Annotated in this window: 26 protein-coding genes; 5 read left to right on the top strand and 21 right to left on the bottom strand. The window is 38.9% G+C overall.

The window, feature by feature from the left end; all coding sequences use genetic code 11:
* Positions 1-312: 312 nt before the first annotated feature.
* The 3 genes from IGI46_RS19185 to IGI46_RS19175 are packed head-to-tail and all read right to left on the bottom strand — an operon-like array spanning position 313 to position 4512.
* Positions 313-1746 carry a family 1 glycosylhydrolase gene (locus IGI46_RS19185; protein WP_429965137.1) on the bottom strand — a complete coding sequence of 478 codons (1434 nt, stop codon included), beginning with the start codon at positions 1744-1746 and terminating at the stop codon, positions 313-315.
* Positions 1747-1771: 25 nt separating this feature from the next.
* Complete coding sequence (locus tag IGI46_RS19180; protein WP_429974071.1) at positions 1772-3616, bottom strand: beta-glucoside-specific PTS transporter subunit IIABC; 1845 nt, start codon at positions 3614-3616, stop codon at positions 1772-1774.
* A gap of 35 nt (positions 3617-3651) precedes the next feature.
* Positions 3652-4512 (bottom strand): PRD domain-containing protein, encoded by an 861-nt coding sequence (locus tag IGI46_RS19175; protein ID WP_429965139.1) that lies wholly within the window; start codon positions 4510-4512, stop codon positions 3652-3654.
* 367 nt (positions 4513-4879) lie between these two features.
* Here IGI46_RS19175 and IGI46_RS19170 point away from each other — a divergent pair, with 367 nt between their 5' ends.
* Positions 4880-5248 (top strand): nuclear transport factor 2 family protein, encoded by a 369-nt coding sequence (locus tag IGI46_RS19170; protein ID WP_429965140.1) that lies wholly within the window; start codon positions 4880-4882, stop codon positions 5246-5248.
* Between the two features lie 37 nt (positions 5249-5285).
* On the opposite strand, the gene IGI46_RS19165 is transcribed toward IGI46_RS19170, so the two are convergent.
* Genes IGI46_RS19165 through IGI46_RS19145 form a run of 5 tightly spaced genes read right to left on the bottom strand, consistent with a single transcriptional unit; the run spans position 5286 to position 12540 of the window.
* Complete coding sequence (locus IGI46_RS19165) at positions 5286-7154, bottom strand: PTS fructose transporter subunit IIABC (protein ID WP_429965141.1); 1869 nt, start codon at positions 7152-7154, stop codon at positions 5286-5288.
* Between the two features lie 35 nt (positions 7155-7189).
* A complete protein-coding gene (locus IGI46_RS19160; protein ID WP_429965142.1) occupies positions 7190-8308 on the bottom strand; it encodes a hypothetical protein in 1119 nt (372 codons plus the stop codon).
* Between the two features lies 1 nt (position 8309).
* On the bottom strand, positions 8310-9968 hold the full coding sequence (locus IGI46_RS19155) for an alcohol dehydrogenase catalytic domain-containing protein (RefSeq protein ID WP_429974070.1): 1659 nt from the start codon (positions 9966-9968) through the stop codon (positions 8310-8312).
* Between the two features lie 15 nt (positions 9969-9983).
* Positions 9984-10766, bottom strand: coding sequence for a glucose-6-phosphate isomerase family protein (locus IGI46_RS19150; RefSeq protein ID WP_429965144.1), 783 nt, complete (start codon positions 10764-10766; stop codon positions 9984-9986).
* A gap of 19 nt (positions 10767-10785) precedes the next feature.
* Positions 10786-12540 carry a class I mannose-6-phosphate isomerase gene (locus tag IGI46_RS19145; RefSeq protein WP_429974069.1) on the bottom strand — a complete coding sequence of 585 codons (1755 nt, stop codon included), beginning with the start codon at positions 12538-12540 and terminating at the stop codon, positions 10786-10788.
* A gap of 195 nt (positions 12541-12735) precedes the next feature.
* Between IGI46_RS19145 and IGI46_RS19140 the strand changes: the two genes are divergently transcribed.
* Positions 12736-13467: a GntR family transcriptional regulator gene (locus IGI46_RS19140; RefSeq protein WP_429965146.1), complete on the top strand. Its 732-nt coding sequence runs from the start codon at positions 12736-12738 to the stop codon at positions 13465-13467.
* Positions 13468-13524: 57 nt separating this feature from the next.
* On the opposite strand, the gene IGI46_RS19135 is transcribed toward IGI46_RS19140, so the two are convergent.
* A complete protein-coding gene (locus tag IGI46_RS19135; RefSeq protein WP_429965147.1) occupies positions 13525-14148 on the bottom strand; it encodes a class I SAM-dependent methyltransferase in 624 nt (207 codons plus the stop codon).
* Positions 14145-14792, bottom strand: a complete 648-nt coding sequence (locus IGI46_RS19130) for a TetR/AcrR family transcriptional regulator (RefSeq protein ID WP_429974068.1) — start codon at positions 14790-14792, stop codon at positions 14145-14147. The genes IGI46_RS19135 and IGI46_RS19130 overlap by 4 nt, the downstream gene beginning before the upstream one ends.
* 140 nt (positions 14793-14932) lie before the next feature.
* Between IGI46_RS19130 and IGI46_RS19125 the strand changes: the two genes are divergently transcribed.
* Positions 14933-15346 (top strand): GFA family protein, encoded by a 414-nt coding sequence (locus IGI46_RS19125; protein WP_207704524.1) that lies wholly within the window; start codon positions 14933-14935, stop codon positions 15344-15346.
* A 204-nt stretch (positions 15347-15550) separates the two neighbouring features.
* On the opposite strand, the gene IGI46_RS19120 is transcribed toward IGI46_RS19125, so the two are convergent.
* Positions 15551-15943, bottom strand: a complete 393-nt coding sequence (locus IGI46_RS19120) for a hypothetical protein (protein WP_429965149.1) — start codon at positions 15941-15943, stop codon at positions 15551-15553.
* Positions 15944-15954: 11 nt separating this feature from the next.
* Positions 15955-16566, bottom strand: a complete 612-nt coding sequence (locus IGI46_RS19115; RefSeq protein WP_429974067.1) for a TetR/AcrR family transcriptional regulator — start codon at positions 16564-16566, stop codon at positions 15955-15957.
* A gap of 173 nt (positions 16567-16739) precedes the next feature.
* Between IGI46_RS19115 and IGI46_RS19110 the strand changes: the two genes are divergently transcribed.
* Positions 16740-17756 (top strand): C45 family autoproteolytic acyltransferase/hydolase, encoded by a 1017-nt coding sequence (locus tag IGI46_RS19110; protein WP_429974066.1) that lies wholly within the window; start codon positions 16740-16742, stop codon positions 17754-17756.
* Positions 17757-17877: 121 nt separating this feature from the next.
* Here IGI46_RS19110 and IGI46_RS19105 read toward each other — a convergent pair whose 3' ends face one another.
* The gene (locus tag IGI46_RS19105) at positions 17878-18069 is read right to left on the bottom strand and encodes a DUF6440 family protein (protein ID WP_207704520.1); all 192 of its coding nucleotides are present in this window, start codon (positions 18067-18069) and stop codon (positions 17878-17880) included.
* Positions 18070-18081: 12 nt separating this feature from the next.
* Positions 18082-18591: a ClbS/DfsB family four-helix bundle protein gene (locus IGI46_RS19100; protein ID WP_429974226.1), complete on the bottom strand. Its 510-nt coding sequence runs from the start codon at positions 18589-18591 to the stop codon at positions 18082-18084.
* Positions 18592-18862: 271 nt separating this feature from the next.
* On the opposite strand from IGI46_RS19100, the gene IGI46_RS19095 reads away from it, so the two are divergent.
* On the top strand, positions 18863-19378 hold the full coding sequence (locus tag IGI46_RS19095) for a hypothetical protein (protein ID WP_429974065.1): 516 nt from the start codon (positions 18863-18865) through the stop codon (positions 19376-19378).
* A 50-nt stretch (positions 19379-19428) separates the two neighbouring features.
* Here IGI46_RS19095 and IGI46_RS19090 read toward each other — a convergent pair whose 3' ends face one another.
* From IGI46_RS19090 to IGI46_RS19060, 7 genes are all read right to left on the bottom strand, one after another.
* Positions 19429-20841 carry a C69 family dipeptidase gene (locus IGI46_RS19090; protein ID WP_429974064.1) on the bottom strand — a complete coding sequence of 471 codons (1413 nt, stop codon included), beginning with the start codon at positions 20839-20841 and terminating at the stop codon, positions 19429-19431.
* Positions 20842-20920: 79 nt separating this feature from the next.
* Positions 20921-21577 carry a methionine ABC transporter permease gene (locus IGI46_RS19085; RefSeq protein ID WP_429974063.1) on the bottom strand — a complete coding sequence of 219 codons (657 nt, stop codon included), beginning with the start codon at positions 21575-21577 and terminating at the stop codon, positions 20921-20923.
* Complete coding sequence (locus tag IGI46_RS19080; protein ID WP_429974062.1) at positions 21570-22541, bottom strand: methionine ABC transporter ATP-binding protein; 972 nt, start codon at positions 22539-22541, stop codon at positions 21570-21572. The genes IGI46_RS19085 and IGI46_RS19080 overlap by 8 nt, the downstream gene beginning before the upstream one ends.
* Positions 22528-23352 carry a DUF169 domain-containing protein gene (locus IGI46_RS19075; RefSeq protein WP_429974061.1) on the bottom strand — a complete coding sequence of 275 codons (825 nt, stop codon included), beginning with the start codon at positions 23350-23352 and terminating at the stop codon, positions 22528-22530. The genes IGI46_RS19080 and IGI46_RS19075 overlap by 14 nt, the downstream gene beginning before the upstream one ends.
* Positions 23345-24151, bottom strand: a complete 807-nt coding sequence (locus IGI46_RS19070; RefSeq protein ID WP_429965158.1) for a MetQ/NlpA family ABC transporter substrate-binding protein — start codon at positions 24149-24151, stop codon at positions 23345-23347. The genes IGI46_RS19075 and IGI46_RS19070 overlap by 8 nt, the downstream gene beginning before the upstream one ends.
* A gap of 630 nt (positions 24152-24781) precedes the next feature.
* On the bottom strand, positions 24782-25471 hold the full coding sequence (locus IGI46_RS19065) for an ABC transporter ATP-binding protein (protein WP_207704512.1): 690 nt from the start codon (positions 25469-25471) through the stop codon (positions 24782-24784).
* 11 nt (positions 25472-25482) lie between these two features.
* The gene (locus IGI46_RS19060) at positions 25483-26544 is read right to left on the bottom strand and encodes an ABC transporter permease (protein WP_429965159.1); all 1062 of its coding nucleotides are present in this window, start codon (positions 26542-26544) and stop codon (positions 25483-25485) included.
* Positions 26545-26621 lie beyond the last annotated feature (77 nt).

Here is a 26621-nt window from a genome sequence, read left to right as displayed (position 1 = left end):
ACACCGGAAAGCACGAAAGAAAAAACTTTCGTGCTTCTTCAACTTGTATCATGAATAACTGTGTTTTCTAATCGCCTTCGTAAGTTATCAAAACAGAGTTGCTGGCACACATTACTGTCTAACTAGTGCTTTTCCAATTCATGTAGTCGAGACCGTTAAATTCATTTATGAGGTGTTTCAAGTAAGTACTATTCATGAAATTTTTATTGAGGCCTCCCTTTAGCAGCGTCTGACTCAGATCCTGCGGTCAAACTGCTAACAAAAATTAACCCAACGAGAAAATCAGCAGTGTTCCGAACATTTTTTTCATTTTTACAAGTCTTCTCCATTGGTTTCAATCAGATTTTTGTACCAATAAAATGAATCTTTACGACTTCTAGACAAATTCCCTGTTCCATCATCGTGTTTATCAACATAGATAAAGCCGTATCGTTTCTTCATTTCTCCAGTAGTTGTACTCACTAAATCAATCGGTCCCCACATTAAATAACCAAAACAATCTACTTTGTCCTCCTCTACTGCTTTTTTCAACTCACTCAAGTGCTTTTGTAAAAAATCAATTCGGTAATCATCATGCACGACACCATCTAGGCCAACTTTATCCACAGCACCTAATCCGTTTTCACAAATAATAATTGGCAAGCCATATCTGCGGTAAGTATAATTTAATAAATACCTCAATCCAATAGGATCAACCCCCCAGCCCCAAACACTTTTTTCAAGGAACGAATTCTGTACGCCGCCAAATAGCGAACCCTCCTCCTCCTCACTGCCTTTATAACGAGCAACATCTGTCATATAATAGTTCATACCGATAAAATCAAGCTGACCTTCCGCAAAATCCTGTTTATCTTCCTTAGTCAAACCAACTTCGATCTTCAGATCTTGGTATTCTCTTAATTTGTACTCTGGGAATTCCCCATTGCACATCGCATCAATTTGATAGAAATCACGATCCATTTCTTTAAAAGCATTCAAAACATTGACCGGATCACAATTGACTGGATAAGTTGGTGTAATTCCGAAGACGCAGCCGACTTTGCTTGCTGGATCAAGCTGATGAATCAATCTCGTCGCCTTGACCCCAGCCAGAGTCATATTATAGCCAATTACTGCTAGTACTTCTTTCTTATTACCTTCTAATTCGCTATATTTCAGTCCTGCTAAAATATAAGTAAACATGTCAGAAGCTTCTGTTTGTGGATCAATATGATTCATTTCATTGAAGGTTACCCAGTATTTAACTTTACCTTTTAATGTCTGGACCATTGTTTCTACAAAGTTCAAATAAAACTCGATTAACTGTCTGTTTTTCCATGAGTCATATTTAGTGACCAAATTCATTGGTAATTCAAAATGATACAAGGTTATGATTGGTTCGATGTTATGCTTTAGCAATTCGTCAACAACACTTTGATAAAATGCAATACCTGCCGCATTCGGCTTATCATCATCGCCATTGGGATAAATTCGTGACCAGTCGATAGAAATACGCAAGCTCTTAAAACCCATCTCCCCAAACAAAGCGATATCCTCTTTGTAGCGATGATAGAAATCAATCCCTTCGTGAGAAGGATAGCGCCGACCCTCTTCAATTTCCTTCGTATATTCTCGTGGTGTATCAGCTGAACCCGAAGTTGCATAGTCCATAATTGCTGGACCCTTTCCACCTTCTTGCCAAGCACCCTCTAATTGATGGGCAGCAATACTGCCGCCCCATAAAAAATCTTTTGCTAATTTTGTCACTACTTTCCCCTCCAATGTTCGTTTACTAAACGACAACAGTCAGACAATCTTCTTGGCTGCTCAAGCTACTATCATTTGATGGTAAAACATCCAAATAATCTGCTGTATTTGTGATTACGGTGATAACAACTGGATCGTAACCCTCACTTCTAATACCTGCCATATCTGCTCGCAAGATCGGATCTCCAACAGCGACCTGATCTCCTTGTTTTACAAAGGATTCAAAATACTTACCCTCTAGTTCTACGGTATTGATCCCAATATGAATCAAGATTTCTACACCATATTCGGTTTTGATTCCAATGGCATGTTTGGTCGGAAACAAACTCACGACCTCCCCGTTCACTGGTGCATAAATCAGATCTTCCTCTGGTTCAATTCCTAAACCTTTACCTAGTGCTGAGGAAGCAAATGCCTTGTCATTTACATTGCTTAAGACGACATTTTTTCCTTTTATTGGTGCTTTGACCAACAATTTAGTGACGGCTTCTTCATTTGTTTCAACAGAGACAGCTGATTTTTCTTTGACTTTTTCCTCATTTGGGATGCCCAGAATAAATGCTGCAATACTTGCTCCGACAAACCCGATGATGACCGCAACAATCATCATATAAAAATTTTGGTAATTATTTTGTCCGATAAATGATGCCAGACCAAACAGACTAACTGGTGCATAACCAATAACTTTCATCAACCCAGCAAATAGTCCACCAAGTCCACCACCAATGATTACAGCAAGATAAGGCCGACGATATTTTACGAAGACTCCATAAATTGCCGGTTCAGTAACACCCATCAAAGCACTGAAAGCAGTTATCGCAAATAATTGTTTTTGTTTTTGGTCTTTTGACCGGAAGAAATACCCCAGAACCGCTCCACATACAGCGATATCAGAGATAATCCAAGCTACGGTAAAGACTGGGTCATACCCTAACGTCGCATAAGAGTTCATGAAGATTGGGATAATAAAGTTTCCCGCACCAATCGTAATCAAGAATGGCTGTAACGCAGCATATAACATGACAACACTCCAACTGCCAAACGTATTTCCGACAAAATCAAAGACAAAGTTCAAGCCCTCACCAATATAGGTTCCTAAAGGGCCAAACAAGATCAAAGTAATTGGCAACGTAATAATTAGAATAAGTACCGGATTAAAGAAATATTGCAGTGCTTTCGGCATGACTTTTTCCAATGCTTTGCCGACGTATTTCATAAAGATAATACTCAAAATGATTGGGAAGAATGAATTAGAGTAGGTGGTCTCTGGTAATTTTAAACCAAGAAAATCCAATCCTTTTACACCATTGATTGTTTCAGACAGTAAAGTCAATGCAATTGTTACCGCTAAATACTCATTCACATCCAAATTGCGAGCAAAGGAAATTGCAATTAATACCGGTAAGAAAAAGAATACCGCTTGACGAATACTATCTAAAATCATATAAGTTGAATCTTCTGCTGAAACCAGACCGGTCAAAGAAATTAGTGATAAAATACCGGCTAACAATCCGGCTGCCATAATCGGGATTAAGATCGGTCCCATCGATTCTGATAAAACTCGTAAAGCCATGGTAACGAATTTTTCTTTTTCTCCAGTTTCTGACTGCTTATTTTCTCCAGTCAGTCCTAAAATCTGATTCATTTCAGGACGAATCTCTTGAACTTGTGTGCCGATAATGACTTGATAGGCTACCTCGTTGGATACTACATCAATGACATCAGTCAATTCCTTAATCTCTTCTGTTTTTGCCGCATCGCGATCCTTTAATTTGAAGCGCAAACGAGTCATACAGTTAGTTACACTTTGAATATTTTCTTTACCGCCGACTAATTCAATCAGCTGCTCACAAAATTCTTTATATTCCATCTGAATTCCTCTTTTCTGATTTTCACACTACTTGATTAATTATCTTCTTCTCGTTTAGTGACGCGTTGAATATGAAGCATTAAATAGGCTTCTTCATCCTCAGACAAATCTTTCTCAAAACTATCCTTGACATAAATCCGGATTTTATTCACGCAATTATACGCTTCAGGATAAAGTTTGCGAATTTGCCGATTAAGCTCACTTTCATTTGACGAATGTGCTTCTCCTTTAAACATGCGAACGATGAAGTACTGTAAATGGGTGACTAAACGAATATAATTAATGCTGTCTTCTTCAAAATCTAGCCGATAATGATACTTAATAATGGATAAAATATTCCGCACTGCTTCCATCATTTTCATCATACTATCTGCTTCTTCCCCTTGACTTTGCAGGTTGATAAAGTGCAAAGCAACGGAAACAGCCTCTTCATTTGGACATTCCATTCCAGTGGCCTTTTCAATTAAATCAACGGCATAAAGTCCAATTTTATAGTGATCTGGATAAAATTTTCGAACTTCCCAATCAAGTGGACTCTTGATGATCTGGCTCTTTCTCAAACGTTTAATAGCAAAATCAATATGATCCAACAATGCAAGATATAGGTAATCGGAAATATTCTTTTGAATGACTTTCTCACCATATTCAATTGTTTTCGTCACAATCTGAAGATAATCCTCCTGGGTATTTGAAAGTAAATAACTGAAATGTTCCAATTTATCATGGGAATCCAAAACATAGGTTTTTTGAATTTCCTTTTCCTCGATTATATCCCCGACCTTGCGCCTAAAAGCAATCCCCTTTGAATAGACAATGACCTCATTTCCGCGTGTTTGGTCATTGCTCCCTTTTTTTACAATGGCTACATTATTGTTCAAAATTTGACTGATAATCATGCTTTCCCTCCTTTCAAACAAAAAAACCCAAATTACCTAAGGATAGTGTATTTATCCTTGGGTAATTTGAGTTCTGCCTGCGTAACCAGTAACATACTCAAAACAGCAACTACCACCGTTGCTCTGATTTCAGTTTTCTCACTCGTATTGTAAGCGATATCCCGAAACATGTCAACGCTTTCTTAAAAGATAGATTTTGGATAGAGATATTAATGTATCGTCCCCCTTGTTGATTTTGAATAAATCGTTCTTGATTAGCAGATAAAAAAGTTTTCACGTATGAACAGCGATAAATCAACCATGCGTAAGACGTTTACCTTCACAACATTTGTGTATATACTAAAAGAAAAAGACTGGAGAACTGGCCATGAACAAAAAAATTGTAGACGCTTTTGTGCAAGCCATTAATCAACAAAACATTCCACGAATAAATGAGCTGATGGCTGAAAACTTTCAATTTATCGACACTTATGGCGGTTGTGAAAATAAGGAAGCCATGGAAGCTGGTTGGCCCGGTTATTTTCAATGGTTTCCTGATTATCAGATCACCATTGATGATTACCTTGCCAATGATCAATTCGCAGTTATTCTTGGTAAAGCCAGCGGGTCCTACCTTGGCAATCCTGAACGCTATTGGGAATTTCCAGCTGCCTGGAAAGTAGTGATTAGCGGGCAGCAAATTGAAGTTTGGCAGATATTTTGTGATTCTAAGAAGCAGTTAGATTCTATGGGATAAATAAAGAGGAAGCGACATCGCCTACTCTTTATCCGATCTATATGCTTAACTCTTCCTCAGTTAGCTCTTTTTTCAAAAACAACAACAAACCAGCTGAAACCACAGTTCCAATCAACAAACTTACAATAAACATAATGGGATTACCAACAACGGGTAAAACGAAGATACCACCATGAGGAGCGGGACAAGTTACATTAAAAATCATTGATAGTGACCCGGCTATTCCTGAACCAATCATTAAAGCGGGCAACACACGTACTGGATCGCTGGCTGCAAAAGGAATTGCACCTTCAGCAATAAATGACAGACCTAATACATAATTAGCCTTTGCCGCTTCATGCTGCGATTTAGTAAATTTCTTCTTAGAAATAGTTGCTGCAAGCGCAGTAGCTAATGAAGGCACCATTCCACTGCACATAGCTGCTGCCATTACTTCATAATTTCCGGTAGCTAAAGCCCCCACACTAAATAAATAAGCCGCTTTATTAATGGGACCTCCTAAATCAGCTGCCAACATCGCACCGATAACAAAACCAAGAACAATCTTGTTAGCTGTGCCAATACTATCCAACACAGTTACAATCCACGTGTTCAGTTCCCCCATCACCGGATTCACAGCCGCAGCAGTAATAACTCCCACGATAAATACTGATAGCAAAGGATACAGTAATACTGGTTTGATACCATCTAATGACTTTGGCAAACCACTAAAGGCTTTCTTTAACAATAGAATGGTGTAACCAGCTAAAAATCCAGCTAGAATTGCACCAAGAAAACCACTACCGCCATTGTTAGCAAGATATCCACCTACAATCCCAGGTGCAAACCCTGGACGATCTGCGATAGCATAAGCAATATATCCTGCCATTACTGGAACAAAAAGAGCAAACGCTCCATCCCCAACCTGTTTAAACAATGCGGCAACAACATTATAAGAAGCATCGTCCGGACTAGCCGAATTAATTCCCCAGAAGAAAGAAATGGCAATAAGTATACCGCCAGCCACGACCAGCGGCAACATGTTAGATACACCATTCATTAATGCTCCATAAAAACCAATTGATTTCTGCTTATTGGCTTCATTGTTAGCTGGAGCATCCGTGATGAACACCTCTGAATGTAATGCCTTCTCAATTGTTTCTTTTGGCTCTTTGATTCCTTTAGAAACACTGGTTTTATAAAGTTTTTTCCCAGAGAATCTAGCAGTATCGACTTTTGTATCGGCAGCCACGACCACTGCATCCGCTTGCTGAATATCCTCAAGCGTCAACTGATTTTCAACACCTACTGATCCATTAGTTTCGATCTTTACTTCATATCCTAACTCAACAGCCGCCTTCTCTAATTTTTCTGCTGACATATAAGTATGGGCAATTCCAGTAGGACATGCTGTTACACCAATAATATAACCCTTTTTCTGTTCTTCCTGCATGGCACTCTCCCCTTGTTTCTCTTTCTTTCGAATAACTGACAACACTTGATCGACTGTTTCCGCTTTCATTAGTTCGTTTTGAAAAGTTGTATCCATTAACCAGCGGGATAACTCAGCTAAAATCTTTAAATGCTGCTGATTTGACTGCCGGGGAACTGAAATCATAAAAACTAAATGAACTGGTTGATCATCAAGGGTTTCATACTCAATCGGCTCAGAAGACCGTAAAAACAGCACTGTAGGTTCTTGGGTTATATCGTTTTGCGAATGGGGAATTGCAATCCCATCACCTATCCCAGTAGTAGATAATTTTTCTCTTTCCTCCAAGGTTCGTTTAAATTCAAGTTGGTCATCGGCATTGATTTTTCCGATCTCTACCATTTTTTCGGTAAGAACATCGAATAATTGCTGTTTGTTTTTAACTGTTTGGGAAAGAATAATGTTTGAATGGGGAAGGATTTCAGAAATTCTCATAAAAGTTCCTCCTGACCTTTTGGCTTCAAAAAAGATTATTCGTTTTCTTCTGAAGATGGGACGGCTAAATAATCTTCAGCGATTTTATAAAGTACGCTTCCTCGGGCATCCGTACTCCATAACTTCTTCAGTTTTGTCTGAATTACCTGGTCACTTTCGTTTGAACTACATTTTATTAAATCAATTAATACTCTCACGCTATCGGCAACATCTACTTTTAAATCTAGTAATTCCAGCAAAGGCCAGATAAACCGTTCCTTTAAGGTCATCTTTTCCCAAAGATTGCGTGCTACTGAGTTAAGCTCCCGTTTAATTTTAGGATTGGATAACCTTTTAGTATAAATCTGGTGCCAATCAGCTAATTCTTCCGCCGTATATTGATACTTTTCCTCAAGCAATTTACGAAAACCGACAAAATAGGGAGCCAAGTGCTGCTGAATAGTTTCATCCGTTACCGCCTCATGCAAATAGCTTTTGCCTGCTGCCAAAGCAAAAAAAGAAGCTGCATCTGCATACGTATTGACCATCAGCCGTTTGCGGGCAAATGCTGCATCAATATTTTCAACCGCAGGAATCAAAGAAAGGTGAGTTTCTGGTACCAAGGATTGATCCACTGCTAACTCATGGAAAGTTTCCGTATTAATTTGTAAGCTGCTCGGCCAGTCCGATGAACAGATACGATCAACAATCGTATCGGGAACGACTAAGCTATTGGCAACCTTTCTTTGAGCTTCAGTCTTAGCAGCCTGATGAAGTAATTCATTAAAATAATGATTCACATTCTCAATATTTTCCGCACAAATAACTAGTTTTTCCTGCTGACCATCCAAGGAACCGATTAAGGTATTTACTACGTGAATTAAGTTCTCGCGACGTACTGCCGTTGTAATAACTGAAGCTTCCTTTAAATATGTGGCCAGTTTTTTTTGTTCCAGCAGAGAGGAAACTACGTCCTTTACCGGAATAAACTGCTGCTGCCGGTTTGTCTCTTCATCCGTTACCAGCAACGAATAACCATGCTGATCCTTTATTTCATATAAAAGTTTTTCATCCACATCTACTAATACAACTTCGCAGCCACTTTGAACCAATAGAGGCACAACCAATCCTCTACCAAGAGCTCCTCCCCCGAAATGAACCACTCGTTTCTTCAAACTATTTCTCTCCTTTCTGCCAAATCTCAGCTAATAAATCTTCGGCTGATTTAGACCAGCCTTCATGTTGAACCTTAGCAGCTAACCTGGGGCTAATTTTATCCAAATCTTCTAATGCAGTTAACGGAAGATGAAAAAGATGAGGGAAAATAATTACTTTTCCAGAATACATCCCATTTTTCACCGCCAGGATTCCATCTTTTCCCGCACTCAGTCCTCCTATCGCTGCAATGTTCACATCAGGATCAAGCTGCTTTTTTCTCATCTTTTCGATGACTCGAGTTTGATCCGCTACACTAGACCCACTGCTGGCAGTAATTGATACCCCCTGTGTTGCAACCATACCTAAAGGCAGCTTGGCAAAATGACCATAACTAGTACCAGCAAATAAGACAATTAATCCATTTTCAGCAAGAAATTCCACTACATTATCAATTGGTGAAACACCTGGAGCGCAAACAATGATATCCGACGCCCCCGAATTTCCGACGATTGCCCACATTTTTTCTTTATATGAATCTTTCTCGACTACTAAAGTAATCAGCTCAATATCTTTTTCTTTAGCCAGCCTGTCAAAAGTTCTATGCAAGGCAGCATGTCGTTCTGAGCTACGGGTAGTCACAATAATTTTACTTGGTGGATTCTCATGCTGTAATGCTCGCATCACATGAATTCTCCCCATTGCCCCACCACCACCAGAAATAATCAAGGTACCACCCGGTGAATAATCGTAGCGGTACTTTTGTGGATTTAATGCCTCAGAAAGCTTGCCAGACATACTAGCGGCTAGATTGAGCTTGTTGTAATGAACCTTGGCAATATCTAACTCTGCATAGCGGTCAGGTTTATACTCAGGTAACCAAGCAAAAATTCCTTTCGGGTTCAGCAACTCTGTTAACCCTGTCAATTCTTTATTAGTTGGATTACCAACTACGATTACTCCATCAAACGATCCTTCCGGAATCTCTGAAAGTTTCTCGCTGGAAACCAACTCTGGTAACATCACAGTTTGATGCAAGCGATCTGCTGGATCATAAACTTGGATAGTTGAGACTGAATATAGAGAATCCAGCATAAAGACTTTATCCGCTTTGGGATCAATCCAAAGAAAAATACGGTCATTTTCAAAATAATGGCTTCTTGTGTGATTAATAAAAGCTGCCTCAACACAGGCGACAGGCTCAGTTTGAGCAATCGCTGCGGCAGAAAATTCACCGGTTATTGGAAAAGCACAGCTTCCCATGTCAGAAGAAAACACTTCTGCCCCTAATAAAATATATTCAGCCATTCCACCGTTTACATTCACACCGATGCAATACCGATCTCCATTTAGGTAGACATCAGGCTGAACCCCAAATCGTTTCCCCACCGACCATTCCTTTCTCCTATTTTTCCCCGCTGTCACTACTGTCAAAGCTAATTCATGACCTAAACGAGCGGGTTGACTGGTAAAATCCCGATCCTTAAACAGAGGATAATCATTGCCCATATGAATCATTTTTACATCAGAAGCACAAATTGTATACGCATCAACCCTCGCAAGAACTTCATTCTCTTTAGGAACAGGGAGCTCTTCAATTAAAAGCTGATCATTTACACCAAAAGAAGCCAATCCTTTTCCACCAAAAGGCCAATAGGTATTTGTCTGATTCTTTGCCATCGTCTATCTCTCCTTTTAGGGTTCAAATTGTTCCCATTGTTTTTTAGCCATTTCAGGTTGCGTCACAAAATTTAAGCATTCGGGATTCTGTTCGTATTGAGTATAAATGGGAATACCCGCTACTAAACCAAATTCACAATATTCTCTAGCTGCTCTTTCAATGATGGGCGCCGCCTGGTAGCTTGAATTAGCCTCCCACGAGATATGGTTTTCTCGGTCCAAGATAGGAAAATAAGCCAGCCCCCCGTGAGCGCGAACCTCTTCGTAGTCAAAAGCATAATCACGAATACACCACGCACCAAAAGCCATAAGACGATCTGGATTTGCATTCACCGTATAATGGGCCCAGCCAGGAGGTACAATGATAACTTCGCCTGCTTTAGCTTTGACAGCATAACAGTTGCCCGGATTATCATGAGCCGTTTCTTGCATATAGATAATTGCCTGCCCTTGCCATATCTCGTATACTTCTGCTGTAGAAGAGTTGCAGGATCGAGAAATAGCATGAATGTGTCCTTGGCTGCGCACCGGTTCTTCCCCAAACCGCCCCTTTGAATAAATCATGGCCCCATATAGAAGAGAACGGTTCTTTAAGTCTGTCTGATCTTTCTTTTTACCAACATCCATGGCTACGACGTAAGGAATTATCGGGCCATCTGTTTCAGGATCCCGGAGGCTTTGCCGGATATCTTCTAATTTCCGACGCTCAACAGCTGGACCAAATACGGTGTCTCCATAGCTGAAAGTCAAATTCTTTTCATTAACTGTAATATCAAATCCCGGATAAAATTTGTCCAATGTTTATTTACCTCCATTATTATAGATTTCTGACAAACGCTTGAATCACTGCAATTTTTTCCTTTTGGTCTCCCATATTGGTGATTCGATAATTTTTAACACTTTCAGGAACAATAAAGGTTTCACCATAACTGACAGGAAAAGCTTCAAAGGTTTGATCTATACTTTCCACTACCGCAGTTTTCCCCTCCACTAAGTTCAGCATATTTACACTTTCATGAGTCGTAAAAACCGCGGAGTCGTTGAACCAGTGTCGGTGTGTTTCAATGAATTCTAAACCGTGCAGACCAGTTTGTTCAGTAATCACTCCTGATTGAGTTGAAATATTCCCATGAACCTCTTCATTACGGTCAATAAGCTCTTGGTTCGCAAATTCAGTATCTCTTTCCAACAAAATGTTTGGCTCACCATGTTCAATATGCACTGGTCGAGGCACCCCATCTAGGCCAGTTCTTCCCCAGTCCCAAAGCTTGAAGGTAAAAATATAAGGTGTAGCACTGATTTCCAAAACGATTGTATCTGGACCGCCGCAGTGAATCGTACCAGCTGGAATTGAAACATGGTCGTGTTTCTTTACTGGAAAGACGTTGATATATTTTTCATCTGAAAATCGTTTTTTCCCTTTGGCTGCTTCTTTCAGATCAGCAATCAACTCCGCCTTTTTGATTCCTGTTTTCACTCCTAAATAAACAGTGGATCGCTCCGTTGACTCTAAAATATAATAGCTTTCATCCTGTGTATAGTGAATACCAAATTTATCTTGCGCATACTCAACCAGTGGATGAACTTGCAAACTTAAATTTCCGCCACCCATCGTATCTAAATAATCAAAACGAATGGGGAATTCCGTTCCAAATCGCCAGTGAACTTTTTCCCCTAATAGTTCATTGGGATGTCGAAATACCACGTTAGTCGCCGGAACTTCAATTTTTATTCCTTTAAAGTTTAATAAAATACTATTTTCTTCTGGTACTCCATCAAAAGCCCAACCAAAATTATCCTCATTCGAATCTAAACCAAAACGTTCCTTCATCCACTGACCACCCCAAACACTTGCATCAAAATAAGGAACTAGACGAAAGGGCCGATGAGCAGTTTCCTCAATCGCTTGCCGGTAAGAGGTTCCATCAATCATTTTGGGCTGGTTTTGTTCATTGGTATCTAACAGGAAGTCTACCTGATCGAATAATTGCTTTTTCTGTCGATCAGCCATTCGCCACTCAAAGAAGTATCCTCTCTTGAATTTTCGCAACGCATCTTCAGTTTCGTTCGCACTCTTCCAATTCGGCAACTGATTGTAACGGTAACGACTCTGAATTTCCCAACGAGTTAGATCCGCATAAATTAGAATATCCGGTTGACAGACAATCGTTGTGCCTGTTCCATAAACAATGGTCACTCCTGTAGAACTTGCTAATTTCTTCTGTGCTTCAACAATTTTTTCTGCTTTGAAAAATTGATCGATCGTATAATGAGAAAGAACACCGAATACGCGATCATCAGTAATACAGTCCTTAATTTTCGCTTGAACCTCTTCTACTGAAAAACTATAATCATCTACAAAAATCGTTTTTGCCGGAAATAAATGAGGAAAGAATTCTGTTGTCAACTCATGATAATTGACACCTGGGTAACACTCTACTGCTACTATTGTTTTTTCCAATCCTTTTGCTTTGACGACTCGCATTAGCTCTTCTGAAATTGCAGGATATCCTTTAAAGCCCTTTTTTCCGTTCGATACCTTTATTTCGGGTTTCAATTGATAATCAACCATATTATTTTCCTCCATAGCTCATTGTCATTACAATATGAGTATAGAATGTATTTCTTAAGAAGTCATTAGTGTTTTATGTCTATTTTTCTTAATACAATACAATAACCCCTTCAAATCAACACTCCATTGGATTTGATAATTTAACTAGATCATGATAGGATTGTTATGACAATAAAACGTTAGGAGGGTAACGTCTTGGAACCTGGAAAGAAATTCATTGATACCATTCCGCTTTATTCTCAAATAGCTGAAGATTTACGAATGAAAATACTATCTGAAGAATGGAAGGCTGGGGACAAAATCCCTCCCGAGCTTGAATTATGTGATTTATACCACGTAAGCAGAATTACTATTAGAAAAAGTATTGATGAATTGGTCAGGGAAAAACTAGTTTATCGTAAGCGAGCAAAAGGTACCTTTGTTCTTGATTGGATTGAAGAGGAAGATGAACATTTCACTTTAGTTCGGAGCTTCACGAATGAGATGAAAGAACTAGGAAAGAGCGCAGTCACGTTAAAAGCAGCGATTAGTATTGAAAAAGCTGACAAAAAAACTTCTAAATTCCTTAATGTCGATCTAAATGAAAAAATTATGGTTTTGCGAAGAGTACGAGGAACAGTTGGAGATCCATTTGCCTATTTTGTTACTTATTTTACTTACAATCATGATTACCCTACTCAGAATGAGGCCTATTATGGCTCTCTTTATGCACTATTGAAAGACTTCGGGGTAATCATCAATCAGGAAAAGGAATATATTGAAGCTGTTGTACCCTCAAGGGAAGTTCAAAGCATTTTAAAGGTGGATAAATCGCAGCCAATTTTGAAGCGAGTTCGGATGACCAAGCAAAAAGAAAATGATTTTAGAGAATACAGCGAATGCTTCTATATTGGCAATCAGTATAAATACTATATTGATTTTTCCTAGATTAAGAGCACCTACAATCTTTTTTTAGTTGGTTGCAGGTGCTTGACTCATTTTGAGTTATTTTTTGTGAATCACATACCTGACAAAACCACCAGACGATGAAGTTTCAGCAATCATCAAATTAGATTTTACTAAAAACTGTTGAAAGCTTTCTTTCTCCACTAGTTCAGGTAAATAGATTTTGATCTTACTTGTTTCACAGGCCAATAACAAGTGACCCTTCGGTTTTAAAATGCGTGCAATTTCGTCAAAGGACTCTGTCAACTTTTCCCAATGAAAATGAGTTTGGAAGGCACAAATCAGTTCAAACTGTTCACTGGCAAAATTAGTGTCCTCAATCCCCGAAACCTGAAAATTTGCTTGTCCTTGATCTAGTCTTTTGCGAGCCTGTCTAATCGCTTCTTCCGAGATATCAATGCCATGCAATTCACTGTTAGGAAACTGTTGAAACAAGTATTCTGACGAAAGACCATTTCCAATGCCCACATCTAAAATTTGAAGAACTGAGGTTTTTTCGATACTATTTACAGCCCACTTTATCATCGGAAAATATGTGCGATTCCACGTTTTCATCATCAGTTTGCCAATCAGCCCTGCCGGATGCTTTGATTGATTAATTAGATGCTTAAAAAAAACGATTATTCCTACGATAGCTAGTAAAGTCCAGAGGATATATTTCATTCGGCACCTTTTTCTAATTCATACTTTACTTGTTGCGTTAGCAATTGTAGAACCTCTTCACCAGACAAATCTTGAATTCCCCCTTTTTCTTTACCGATAATCCCGTAAAGAAATAAGTAAACTAAATCCTGACTCAACTTCGTTGCATCTTCGCCGATGTCTAATGTCTTGCCGCTGAAATTTAATGCCCGCAGCATAAATAATATGGATTGTTTATTAATCTTGCTGGGAATAACCTTAAGCGCATACCCTAAATCAATAAACTTATTGTAGATTTCCTCTTTTTGTGTGTTAACAGCTTGAAAAATCAATTCCCTTAGCTTGTAGTCAGTTAAGGATTCCGAGCTAAAATAATGCTCGATTACTTTCATTGTTTCACTGTTACATAGCTCAAAAACCTCTGTCAACTTTCCTTCATAAGACTGCTCAGAAGAGTAAACCTCATCAGCAGCCTTCATCACTTTCCCCATCAAACCATTGACAATCTCCTCAACCAATATCTCCTTATTTTCAAAATGATTGTATATTGTTACTTGGGATACATTAGCCTGCTGGGCAATTTGTTTGATACTTACTTTTGAAAAACCTCTTTGGCCAAACAGCTTTAAAGCCGCTTCAATAATCATCCCTCGTTTGTTATTCACACCCTGACACCTCCCTCTTAACTTCCAACAATACACTATCAGATCGCATAATTCAATAATAATGAAATATATGTATAAATGTTTCAATAAATTAAGAGCCTTTTCATGCTACAATAAAGGAAAATGGTTGGAGGTAGCTTATGGAAAATATTCAAGGAACGTGTCTGTGTGAGAAGAATCAGATAACAATTAAACGGTATGGAAATTTCGTCTACAGTTGTCATTGTGATATGTGTCGAAAAATGAATGCGGGTCCAGTTATGGCAGTAGATCCTGAGAAAAGTGACAATGTGGAGCTGCAACTTGATTCCGAATCAGTCACTTATTATCACTCAAGTGAAGAGGTAGAGCGCGCTTTTTGTTCTACCTGCGGCACCTATCTTTTCTGGCATCATTTGGAGCGAGATCATTATTGCTTGAATGCTGAATTATTTCCAGATATTATCGCTGATGCAACTTTTGGTCTACAGGTTTTTTACGATCGCAAGCCTGCTTATTATGAATTTGTCAACGAAACTAAAAAGTTTGATAGTCAGTGGCAGGAAGTAGAATAAAAATGAATACGAAAAACTCAGGGTTGCTTTTCTAGATTTCAAAAGCAGCTCTGAGTTTTTTTGTGACCGGTTTAGTGATTTTTCCAACAAACCATAAACCATCCAATCGATTATTGATTAATTAACCTACCCTAAGAAGTTCTCTTATCTCGAATAAAAAATGATTTTGATAGTTTCTCTTAGATTTTTTGTTTTGGTATTTCTTCACGAAAAATATTGCATAAGACGATGGCCCTCGACTAAAAATGTTTTCATTACAATCACTACCATCAATAAGTAAGAGCCATATTTAAAAACAAATGTAGTGTCGAAAAAATTGGATAGCAACGCGGCTATTCCTACCACAAAACTTAAAATCCCCAAACCACATAGCACAACAAATAATTTCCCTTGCGTAGGAAAACCTCCGACTGTTCCAATGCCATCCCTAGTGCCTGACATAATCGACATTAATAATCCTAAAACAAACAACACAGCAAACGTTCGGCTCCATTGTACTTCTTTTTGACCTAGCGTATAGAGAATAAATACAAGTGCACTTAAAATAAGACTACTAGATAAAATGCGACTAATACTGCCAACATACAAATTAATCATGGGTCTCTCCTTTATTCTTTGCTATATAATTGACGGAACTTTTGAACATGCTTGCGTAGTTCAGCTAGAGCTTCTTCGACAGATATCCCCCCTTGTTCACAACAGTTTAATAACATCATAATTGGTGAAAAGAATTGCAGTGCAGCTATTTTGGCATCGCCTTCTTTGAAAACACCAACATCCATCATGCTCTGAAACAGCTCTTTTTGAAAAAGTAGAGGCTCTTCGTAATAGCGCTGGTGGAGAATCTCACCAATATGTGGATTTTGGAATTGCTCAATAATCAATAAATGACGAAATCTCGCCTCTTTTTCATCCTTGATAAAATAGAGAAACAGGTCTTCACTAATTTTTTCCAGTTGATCAGGTTGAAGCTGCTGGTAAAAATGTTGTACCTCTTCAGCTCCCTGAGGAATATTTAATAGTTTCTCTTGTCCTTGATAACGGTCTTTCATCATAGTAAAAATTCCCTCAAAAATACTTTGCTTATTTCTGTAATGCTTGTACAAAGAGCTTGCTTTGATTCCTACTGCTTTAGCTATCATTTCAACAGAAACACCTTGATAACCATGAATAGAGAACAATATTAAGGCTTCTTCTAAAATCTTATCTGCCGTTTTCACCCTATCAACCTCCTAAGCTAATGATCGTTAGCTTTAGTATGGCTAATGATTATTAGCTTGTCAATAAAAAATTGAAAACGATTCTCATATTATTCAATTGCTTATAAATTTTTATTCTATTAGACTGAATATAAGGACGTCGACATCCTAATACAAATTAGGAGGCAACAAACATGCAACAACTGAATTTTCAAGGTGATCATTACTCTATCGGTCGTACTTTCGGTACCGAATTAAAACGAAATAGTCTATGCTTGCTAGACATGATTCCGTTTGAGTTAGACGAACAGCGAAGTCAATTTATCAAAACCTGCTTACCTGTTTACCAACAATATTTTCCAGAAATACTTGCTGAAATTCAAGGCATTGCCGATGGTCAGGAAATTTCTGTACAACCATTGCAGGCTGCTTTGTTTGGAATGTATTGCCTGATGCCAGGCTCCCACTGCTCCAGCTTTATTGTGAAAAACCGACAAGGATGTTTCTTAGGACGAAATAGCGACTTTTTAACTTTCACAGAAGAACAGTGCCTAAACACCTCTTACACATTTACCGCTAATGAAGGCTTTAATTTTTTAGGTAATACCACAGCATTTGTAGAAATGGAGGATGGCATTAACCAGCATGGATTGTCTATTGCCTTAACCTCAGTTGCTCCTTACAAGGTTCAGGCTGGGTTAAATGTGGGGATGTTACTGCGTTTGGTTTTAGAGAAATGCAGAACCGTCCATGAGGCTGCAAAATTGATCAGCGAAATTCCTCACGCAGGCTCTGGCACTTTAGTAATCGGAGATGCATATGCTGAGGGGATTTTAGTTGAACTGAGTCCTAATCAAACAGCGATTTATTCCTTGGATGAAGCTGAAAGCTATTTGATTGCTACTAATATGTTTAATACTCCGGGAATGATTAAACACAATCGATTACCTGAGGATACTTGGAGAGCAGAAGAAAGATACGAAACGATGCGTAAATATCTCAAAGAATATGCTGCCGAAGTTGACATAAAAAAAGCCCAGCAACTATTGGCTGGAGATTACGGATTTATGTGCGATTATGACCGCAGCACTGGTAAGGATACGGTATGGTCTTGTGTTTACGATCTCGACTCATCCCAAGTTTATCGTGCTGCTGGAAATCCAGCTAATAGTCCCTTTAAAAAAGACGTATGGCCTAAACAAAGAGACTAAATAGGATATCAAACTATCCGAACCTGAATGAAACACTTTGACGTTTTAGCAGTAAGGTTCGGATAGTTTTTTTAATCAAAAGGATTTTTACATATTTTTAAAATGCTGCTTTTATAAAGAATTACTTCTCAGGTATTTCGTTTTTAGGTGTAATTACCGGTTTGCCTTCTTGATCCAAGAGGACTGTTAACCCACCAGCATAACCCATTTTCGTAGCGACATAGTTCACACCTGTTTCTCTGTCAACAAGAATAGTTACTACGTCTGCAGTACCTTGACTATATACCTTTACAAATCTTTTATCCTTCGCCATTGCTTCTCCTCCTTACAGTTCTTTCTTCCATTTTCTTATTTTTGTTCGAAAAGATTTGAATGGTGCTACAGTATTTATGTGCACCCATTTCCAAACCGACCAGTTGGAAGCAGTGGATTGTGCCCATTTACGACCACCGGACTGGAACAATTCTTCGTCCGATAATGAATTGATCCACGTAATTAAATCCTTCACTGCTTGATTAAATAATCCCGTTAGTTCAGCTAAAGATTGGCCTCGATGAACTTCATAAAACTGCTCATGCAGCGGTCCCATCTTGTTCCATTTAATTCCCGGTGCTGGCAATTCTAAGGGTTTCCCTGCTAATTCGGTTTGTTCCCACTGATCAATCAAAGCTAGCCAACCTAATTGATAAGTTAAGTTCTCGTAAGGAGTACGATCAACTCCCTCAATCCGCTTATTAGCATCCGTTTCATTGATGTCTGTAAATTCCTCGATATACTTACTCGAAGTTTTCTCGATCTCAGCAATTAACGCCTCTTTGCTTTCATACTCTTTCACCTGTCCGCCTCCTTCATCTTTCTTAAATAACTCTAATAAAATCATACTATAAAAAGCAAGCGATTTCATAAATATTTTTTTGTTTGATAGAATAATTTGCCTGTGATAAGCTGATTATAATGACTAATTAAAAATAGGAGTGATCTCATGAGGCTCGTAATTGTAATAGCTTCATACAAAGTCTGCGGGTAACATTTGTATGAAGCTATTAAATCAAACTACCCGGCTGGACTTTGTCTTTTATTAACTACAAAATAAAGGAGAAAGTACTATGTTTAAAAAAATTGAAAATGAACAGCTTATTAAAGAAATTGATTTATCGATTGCCGGAGTCACTTTTAGGGAAAAACCACTCTTGATTGGCGGTTTATCTATGGAATATTATGGTATTCGTAAACACGGAAATGACATTGATTTTATAGTTGCAGAGAAAGACTATCAGGCATTAGCAGCTAAGCACCCTGAAAATCAGCAAGATAAGTGGGGTGACAGGTTTTTATCAGTAGCATCTTATGAGTTTTTGCGAAGCATCTTCCGGTTTGATTATGCTTTTCTGGCAACGGGTGCCATTGAGTATGAACACTGTAAAGTGATCTCTTTGGAGAAATTATTTTTCATGAAGGTTTTAGCTTTTGATAATCAACCTGAGATAGAAAAGCATACCAAGGATTACCAGCTTGTTTTAGCTTATTTTTTAGAAAGATTTCAAAATAAGGAATTTGCTGCAACTGCCGAGCAGTTTATCCCACAATATCTGGCATCACCTGATGGGATCATTTATCATTAATAACGCAAGAAAACGGTGAGGATCTACTCCTCACCGTTTTTTGATTGAATTTAGTCATTTAGGTTATAGCGCAGCTTCATATGATTTGAACCAAAAATTACCATGTCTCCTAAAAGTTTGGTAGCACGTTCCATGGCAGCTTCTGCCAGCTCTTCATTAACTTTTTCCAAATAAGCCTGCTGTTCTTCCGATCCTTCAATTTCAGAAATCCCATTCTCAGCTTTTAATTGAATCGCATGATAAGCACTCATGGCTTGTAATTCAAACGTATTACGGAAGTCTGCATACATATCGTAGTCATTGTCTCCAAGCAAAGCCGTTGTACAGCTTAACCAGTACATTTTCGTCATATCGAAGGTTCCATCGGCATCACGGAAGCTAGCAGGAGTGTCATTAACATTGGCATAAAACGGTACGACTGCATTAAAAGTATTTGCACCATAAGCCAACCAGTGGATTCCAGCAATTTGATCAGGCACATGATTGCGTAGTTCTAAAATGTGTACGCTATGGTTACGGTTGATTCCGATTGGGCGGAACAACGTTTTTTCTGCTTCAGTTCCACTTCCGTAAGGATCATATATGGTGTTCTCAAAGTGAGAACTTAAAACAAACTTGACATCCTCTACCGTAATTTTGCGGTTTGCCCGGCAAATAAATGGCAGATCATGGTCCATAGGATCCTGTTCAATAGCTGGAGTAAAGTATTTTTGACCATACCAGGCTCTCGGATTATTATAAACGGTGTCCTTAATGCTCGCACTGCCGAAAATGTGGCGCAGATTAACTCCCACAAAATCAGGATTCAATTGGTATTCCTCAATCACGTCAGGTAAATGAGAGGAGTATAAGGTATCTTCTGAATTAAAATCGTACTCATCAATATTCATTCGATTAGGTGCTACTACATAGGCATCATCAGGAATTCGAATCGCAGCCCAATGGTGTCCACCGATTGTTTCCAGCCACCAAACTTCCTGTTGATCTGAAAAAGCAATTCCATTTGGCTCATAGGTACCATATTCTTCCAGTAATTCCCCCAGGCGCATAACCCCTTCACGAGCACTGCGAATATAAGGTAGAACTAAGGTCACGATATCTTCTTCGCCGATTCCGTTTTCTACATAGGGATCAATGCTTTGAATACGTGGGTTTGTAGTAATTGTTTCAGTAGCAGACATCGCAACATTTTCACTATTTATACCGGCAGCGGGCCAAATTCCATCAGTTAAAATGGCATTAGGAGTCGAGGTGTAGCGTAATGGATTGTCTGGCAAATCAATCGTCACTTTACTGATAATCGATTGATAGCGTCTCGGCTGCTTGTCAGGAGTTACTACCACAAAGCGTTGGGGATCAAGTGCTTCATGACCATCGTCGTTACGGGCGATAATCGTGGAGCCATTAATCGAGGCGTCCTTTCCCACCAAAATAGTCGTACAAGAACCTGTTCTTCTTTGCATAATGAAACACTCTCCTCTTGTTCATCTATTTCTACTATAGCACTTTGATGCTAAAGTACAAACCAATAACCAGATAACACTAAGCCTTCAATTTTTTATACAAACGACTCCCAATTACCTGAATCAATTGAACAAAAACAACTAAAATAAGAACCGTACTGTACATCACTCGATCATCAAAATTCTGATAGCCATAGGTTATGGCAACTGCACCTAAACCACCGGCTCCGACGGTTCCAGCCATAGCGGTATAACCCAATACGGAGATAATTGCTAAGGTTAAACTAGAAATTAAACTAGGAAAAGCTTCCACTAAAAGGACCTTAAAAATAATTTGAGTATTGCTGGCTCCAAAAGATTTCGCTGCATCTACTGTATACGGATTTACTTCCAGCATATTGTTCTCAAATAGCCGCGCCACATAAGGAGCCATAGCAAAGGTTAAGGGAACTATCGCGGCAGTGGTCCCAATCGTAGTCCCTACTAAGGAACGAGTTACCGGCATCAAAGCTACCATCAAAATGATGAACGGAAAAGAACGGACCACATTGATTATAAAATCCAATACCCGATACACAGAAGGATTTGGCTTCAAACCTTGTTTATTGGTTACTATCAAAACAGTAGCCAGTAAAAAACCCAACACTGTTGACAGTAAAGCCGAACAGCCGACCATGATCAAGGTACTGATAAAATTCGGCCATAATACTTGGGTCATCAATACGTCATTACTCATGTACTCCTCCTATCTGATACTGAATCATGGAGGTATCATTTAGTTTTTGCACGTTACTCTGTTCACTTGCCGGTAAAATAAGTGTTAATACTGCTATTTCTTCATCACGAAAGCGCTCTGTTTGCGTATGAAGTATTTGATAGTTTTGGATACCTTGCTGATGAAGAGCTTGCAGAACATCGATCTTTTGCAAATCCGCCACTATTTTCAGCATAAAATGGCCACTCTTCACTGTTATTGGCTGGTGATTTTCTCCTACAATCGTCGCCAAAATGGGCGAATGATCCAAGAAAATTTGTTTTACTTCGCCTTGATCAGCAATCTCTCCGTTGCTTAAAACAGCCACTTTATTGCAAATTCGTTTAACTACCTCCACCTGATGAGTAACAATTACAATCGTCAATTGGTATTTTTGATTCAAACGCCGCAACAAATCAACAATTTCATTAGTGATACTGGGATCCAGTGCGGAAGTGGCCTCATCACACAGCAGAATTTCAGGATCCAAGGTTAGGGCCCGGGCAATTGCTGCCCGCTGCTTTTGTCCTCCTGATAATTGTTTAGGCTTCATGTCGGCTTTGTCTAAAATACCAACTTCCTTCAGCAGCTGATTGACCTTATCAGCAATAGCTTCCTTTGAATAACCACTGCATGTCATAGGTAACGCTACATTTTGAAAGACTGTTAACTGCTCCATTAACGAGTTCCCCTGGAAAATCATCCCAATTTTCTTTCGTAAAATACGCCACTCTTTTTCTGAAAGCTTCGCACTTTCCTGCTGATTAATAAACAGTTTTCCTTGATCAAATCGTTCCAAACCATTAATGCACCGAAGCAGAGTAGATTTCCCAGCACCACTCACTCCTAGAATCGCGTAAACATCGCCTTTTTCGATAGTTAAGGAAACATTTTTTAAAATCGGCTGCTGATCAAAGGTTTTGGTTAAATTCTCAATTCTGATCATGTACTCGACCCGCCCGCTTCACGCCTTGGTATGCTCCGCGAAAATAATTATCCCTTTTACGAACATCATAGAATTCAGCTTCGTCATTTTCTTGTGTTTTCTTAATAATCTGTCGTTTTTTCTCCAATAGTTCCATTGGATTTAAGGTTTGCTCCAGTCCGACAATTACCTTTTCAAATTTATTGTAAGGAATGCCAATGCATAACTCTTCGTCTTTCCAGCGGGCCACATAACGGGTTCCTGAACACATCATAGAAACATTGATTTCATTTGTTTCAAAGGGATAAGAAGTTCCCTCCTGACACAGTGCCTGCATACCAGTCATTTTGATCTGTTTGACCTGTCCATAGTGATAGGCATTTCCTTGGAGGATTCGCATCGCGTTAAAAGGAACAGTGATCAGCAAAACTACATCCGGCGCTTTCGTCCAAGTCTCAATCGGTTCAATCGCAATCCCATAGGAAGCTTCACGACAATAGACCATATCATCTGCTACCTGCTTACTGACTTCAATATCCTTGTAGACTTTCATGTTGGCGTGTTTTTCACCGCTCGCACTATATTCATCATTATCCACCAGTCCCATGGCCACTGCTGAAGCTGGACAAGCAAAGTTGCTTAAATCCAACTTCATTTGTTCGCCCATGGTTGCTTTTTGGACAGCACCGCAATAAGGAATCATCTTGGGGTACTTTGGTGCCGGGTGCTGCTGAAAATCTTCTTTAGAGTGCAAAAAGGTAATACCTACAGCCTGGCGTTCCAAGTTCAGCAAATAGTTTAAACGCTTATTGAGTTCATTAAAATTACTCATAAAAAGTGAAGACTCCTTTGAAATGATCATTTATGCCTTTCTTACTTTCCTTCGTAGTGAATGAGGCGTTGATGTCTTTAGCCCAGTCGCTGTCTTTGTCCTCATCGCGAACAATCAAACTGATCGGAAAATCTTCTGCATGTTGATCCCGGATCAAATAGTCTTTGTAATCCTCGCCAGAATTGAACATGAAGGTAAAGAAGCATGTTGCTGCATCTAAATCTTCTAAACTACGAACTGTTTGAGCCTGTTCAATTTCTACAAATTCGAACTTCTTAGGGTTGTCTACAATATCTAATGCGGTAAAACCAGAATCCTTCTCATCAGTCAGCTTGATCAATCCAGCATCTTGCATCATCAACAGTGAATTATCGCGATTCATTGCATCGTTCATTATCGCAATTTGTGCTCCCTCTGGCAATTGGTCAATTGCATCATACTTTGTAGAATACAATCCAATCCCGGTATAGTAGACATGTGGTGTCATCATCGCTAGCTTGCCCTCTTTTTGTTTGTTGAAAGACTTCATAAATGGTTCATGCTGCGCAAATGAAGCATCAACATTGCCATCATTAACCGCTTGCAACGCTTCGATATTGTTAGAAAAAGTCACAAATTCAGGTTTGTAGCCTTTTTCTTCCATCGCTGCCTTGGCTGCTTCCAATGAGTTGATTGATACTTGATTACAAGCAATTTTAATATCTTTTTTTTCTGTTTCTGTTGCTTCCTTGGTTTGTGATCCACACCCCGCTAATAATAATAAAGCTGCTAATCCTAAAATTATTGTACTTTTTTTCATCCCATAATCTCCGTTTCTTTTTTTAGTCACAAAAATAAACATACTTAAATAAGCATGCCCTCCTCGCAAACCGTCGATTATGTGACAACGATCACATTTATAGTCGAATGGTTGGAGGAAAAATTGGTTTTCGCCGGCTTAGAAACTCTAAGACCTAAGCTGTTTCAAACTCACCGTTGAAATTTACGCATTTTTTCCACCTCCCAAAAACTTTACGTCTTTTCACAAGTATAGACCAAAAACTCTGGCAATAACAACAAATTTTTTAACCGAAAATAAAAAAGAAGGAAAAAGTGATATACAAACCACATTACACCGAATGTACGATAAATATCAGACCGTGAGTAATAGTTTTCACTTGATCTGTCGATTTATTCATAATCATCCTTTCAGAAGCTTTCTGTGATAAAGCACTGGTTTATAGTGAATAGTTGTTATGAACAATCGTAAGTCGATGTCATAAAGACAAATCAATGGTCTCAGAATAGTTGACTGTATTACAGCGTTGACTGATATCAACACTAAAGAAACTTTTTCCAAAATCGGTACTGACTCAGTACTTTCTTTCATCATTAAAAACCTCGTAATGAGCAGTATTTCTCTGTTCATTACGAGGCTTTATTTTTATCTTTATTCAGCGTTTATTTCATCTTTCGACTGTTCGGTCAGCTTCCCATCCTTCATGACTAGAATTCGATCACAATAATCTACTAACCGAGTATCGTGGGTCACCATAATTGTTGCTTTGTTTTTATCTTTGGTTTCCTTAGCGAGTATCTCTACTACTTCATAAGCTTTCTCGGAATCCAGGCTGGCAGTTGGTTCATCGGCCAAAATAATTGTTGGATCATGATATAATGCCCGAGCAATCGCCACACGTTGGCGTTCGCCACCAGAAAGTTCTTCAGGATATTTTGTTTGCAGCTTTTCTATGCCTAATTGTTCAAAAAGGTTTTCTGCTACTTTAGTGTTGGCCTTTTTACTGACTTTGTCCACTAATTTCAACTGTTTCTGCACGGTTAAGAAAGGAACAAGATTAGAAGCTTGCAAAATGAAGCCAATTTCTTTAAAGCGTAATTTTGCCCGTTCTTTTTCCTTTTTGTCGCTAAACGGTTCGTCGTTAATTAAAACTTCACCAGAGGAAGGGGATTGTAAGCCACCAGCAAGGGTTAAAAAGGTACTTTTCCCAGAACCGGAGGGACCAATAATTGCCACAAATTCACCCTTTTCAACCGAAAAATTCGTTTCCTTCAAGGCTTCAATTGTTGAATCGCCATCCTTAAAAGATTTAGTTACTTGTTTGAATTCAATTGCACTCATTTTTATTCCTCCTATCCAATTGCTTTTAGTGGGTCGATTTTAACAATAGTACGTACCGAGAAGAAAGCACCCACCATTGCGATTAGAATCATCAACCCGCTGATGCCTCCAAAGAACAAGATATTGACCTGAAATGGTACAGCTTCTGGCAGGACAAGACTAGTACCTAGTGTCGCCAACAATCCTATTGCTACACCGACTGTTGCCAGTAAAAAGGTCTGAGCAATCACGGAAAACGAGATGTACCGACTGGAAATCCCCTGCGCTTTCATGACACCAAAGATCTCCGATTTTTGCATCGTTAGGACGTAGATAAAAATACCGATGACAATTGCTGCAATTACAATCAAGAACCCAATCATAAAGCCAAAGGTCAAGACCTGTGCGCTATAGCCAGGAAGCTCATTAATAAAAGAGCTGATACTGGTTTCTTCTAAATCATCTGGAATGGTTTGAACATTTCCACGAGTAATGATGGCATTAATTCGCGTATTTTCAACAGTACCTGTTGTTTCAAACCGAATTTCCTGATAGGCACCAATGGTCGTATACAACACTGGCGCAACATTAAATTTGGCATTGTCGGTGAAGCCAACAATTTTCAATTTTTTCTCGTTGCCAGCCATTTTCACCGTTTCGCCTAATTTGATATCGTACTGATCTCGCAATGAGCTGTCTGCAACTGCTTCATCATCGGACGAAAACATTTCACCATCTATCAACTTGGGAGCAATAAACTGGTTCTTGTCAATTCCAAAAAAGCTGACATCAATCTTTTCTCCGCTGTCCCCTTTTATGACTCCTGCTGTTTGAGCCAGATAGGCTTTTTCATCTGACTTAACATCATCGAAGGTGCTTAATGGAATCATTGACATGTTCAAATTATTGTTTGCCTCTTCGTTTAATAAAATGTTGTCTGCATCCCACTTATCTACAGCTGTACGATTGTCCTGAGCAAGCCCGTAGGCCAAACCAGTTAGGAAAAAAACTAAGTAAGCGATCAAAAACATCACGCCCATTACTAAGGTATATCGTAATTTTGAATGGCGAATTTCATTAATTGCCAAAAACATAAAAAAGACCTCCACTTATCACTTGATAAAATCAAGGTAACACGAATTTTTTAGAAATAGAAATATCCTGCTTAGAA

The sequence above is a fragment of the Enterococcus sp. AZ163 genome, assembly GCF_050498925.1.
In the GTDB taxonomy this organism is placed as follows: Bacteria; Bacillota; Bacilli; order Lactobacillales; family Enterococcaceae; genus Enterococcus_A; species Enterococcus_A ferrettii.
This window is presented reverse-complemented; position numbering and strand designations above follow the sequence as displayed.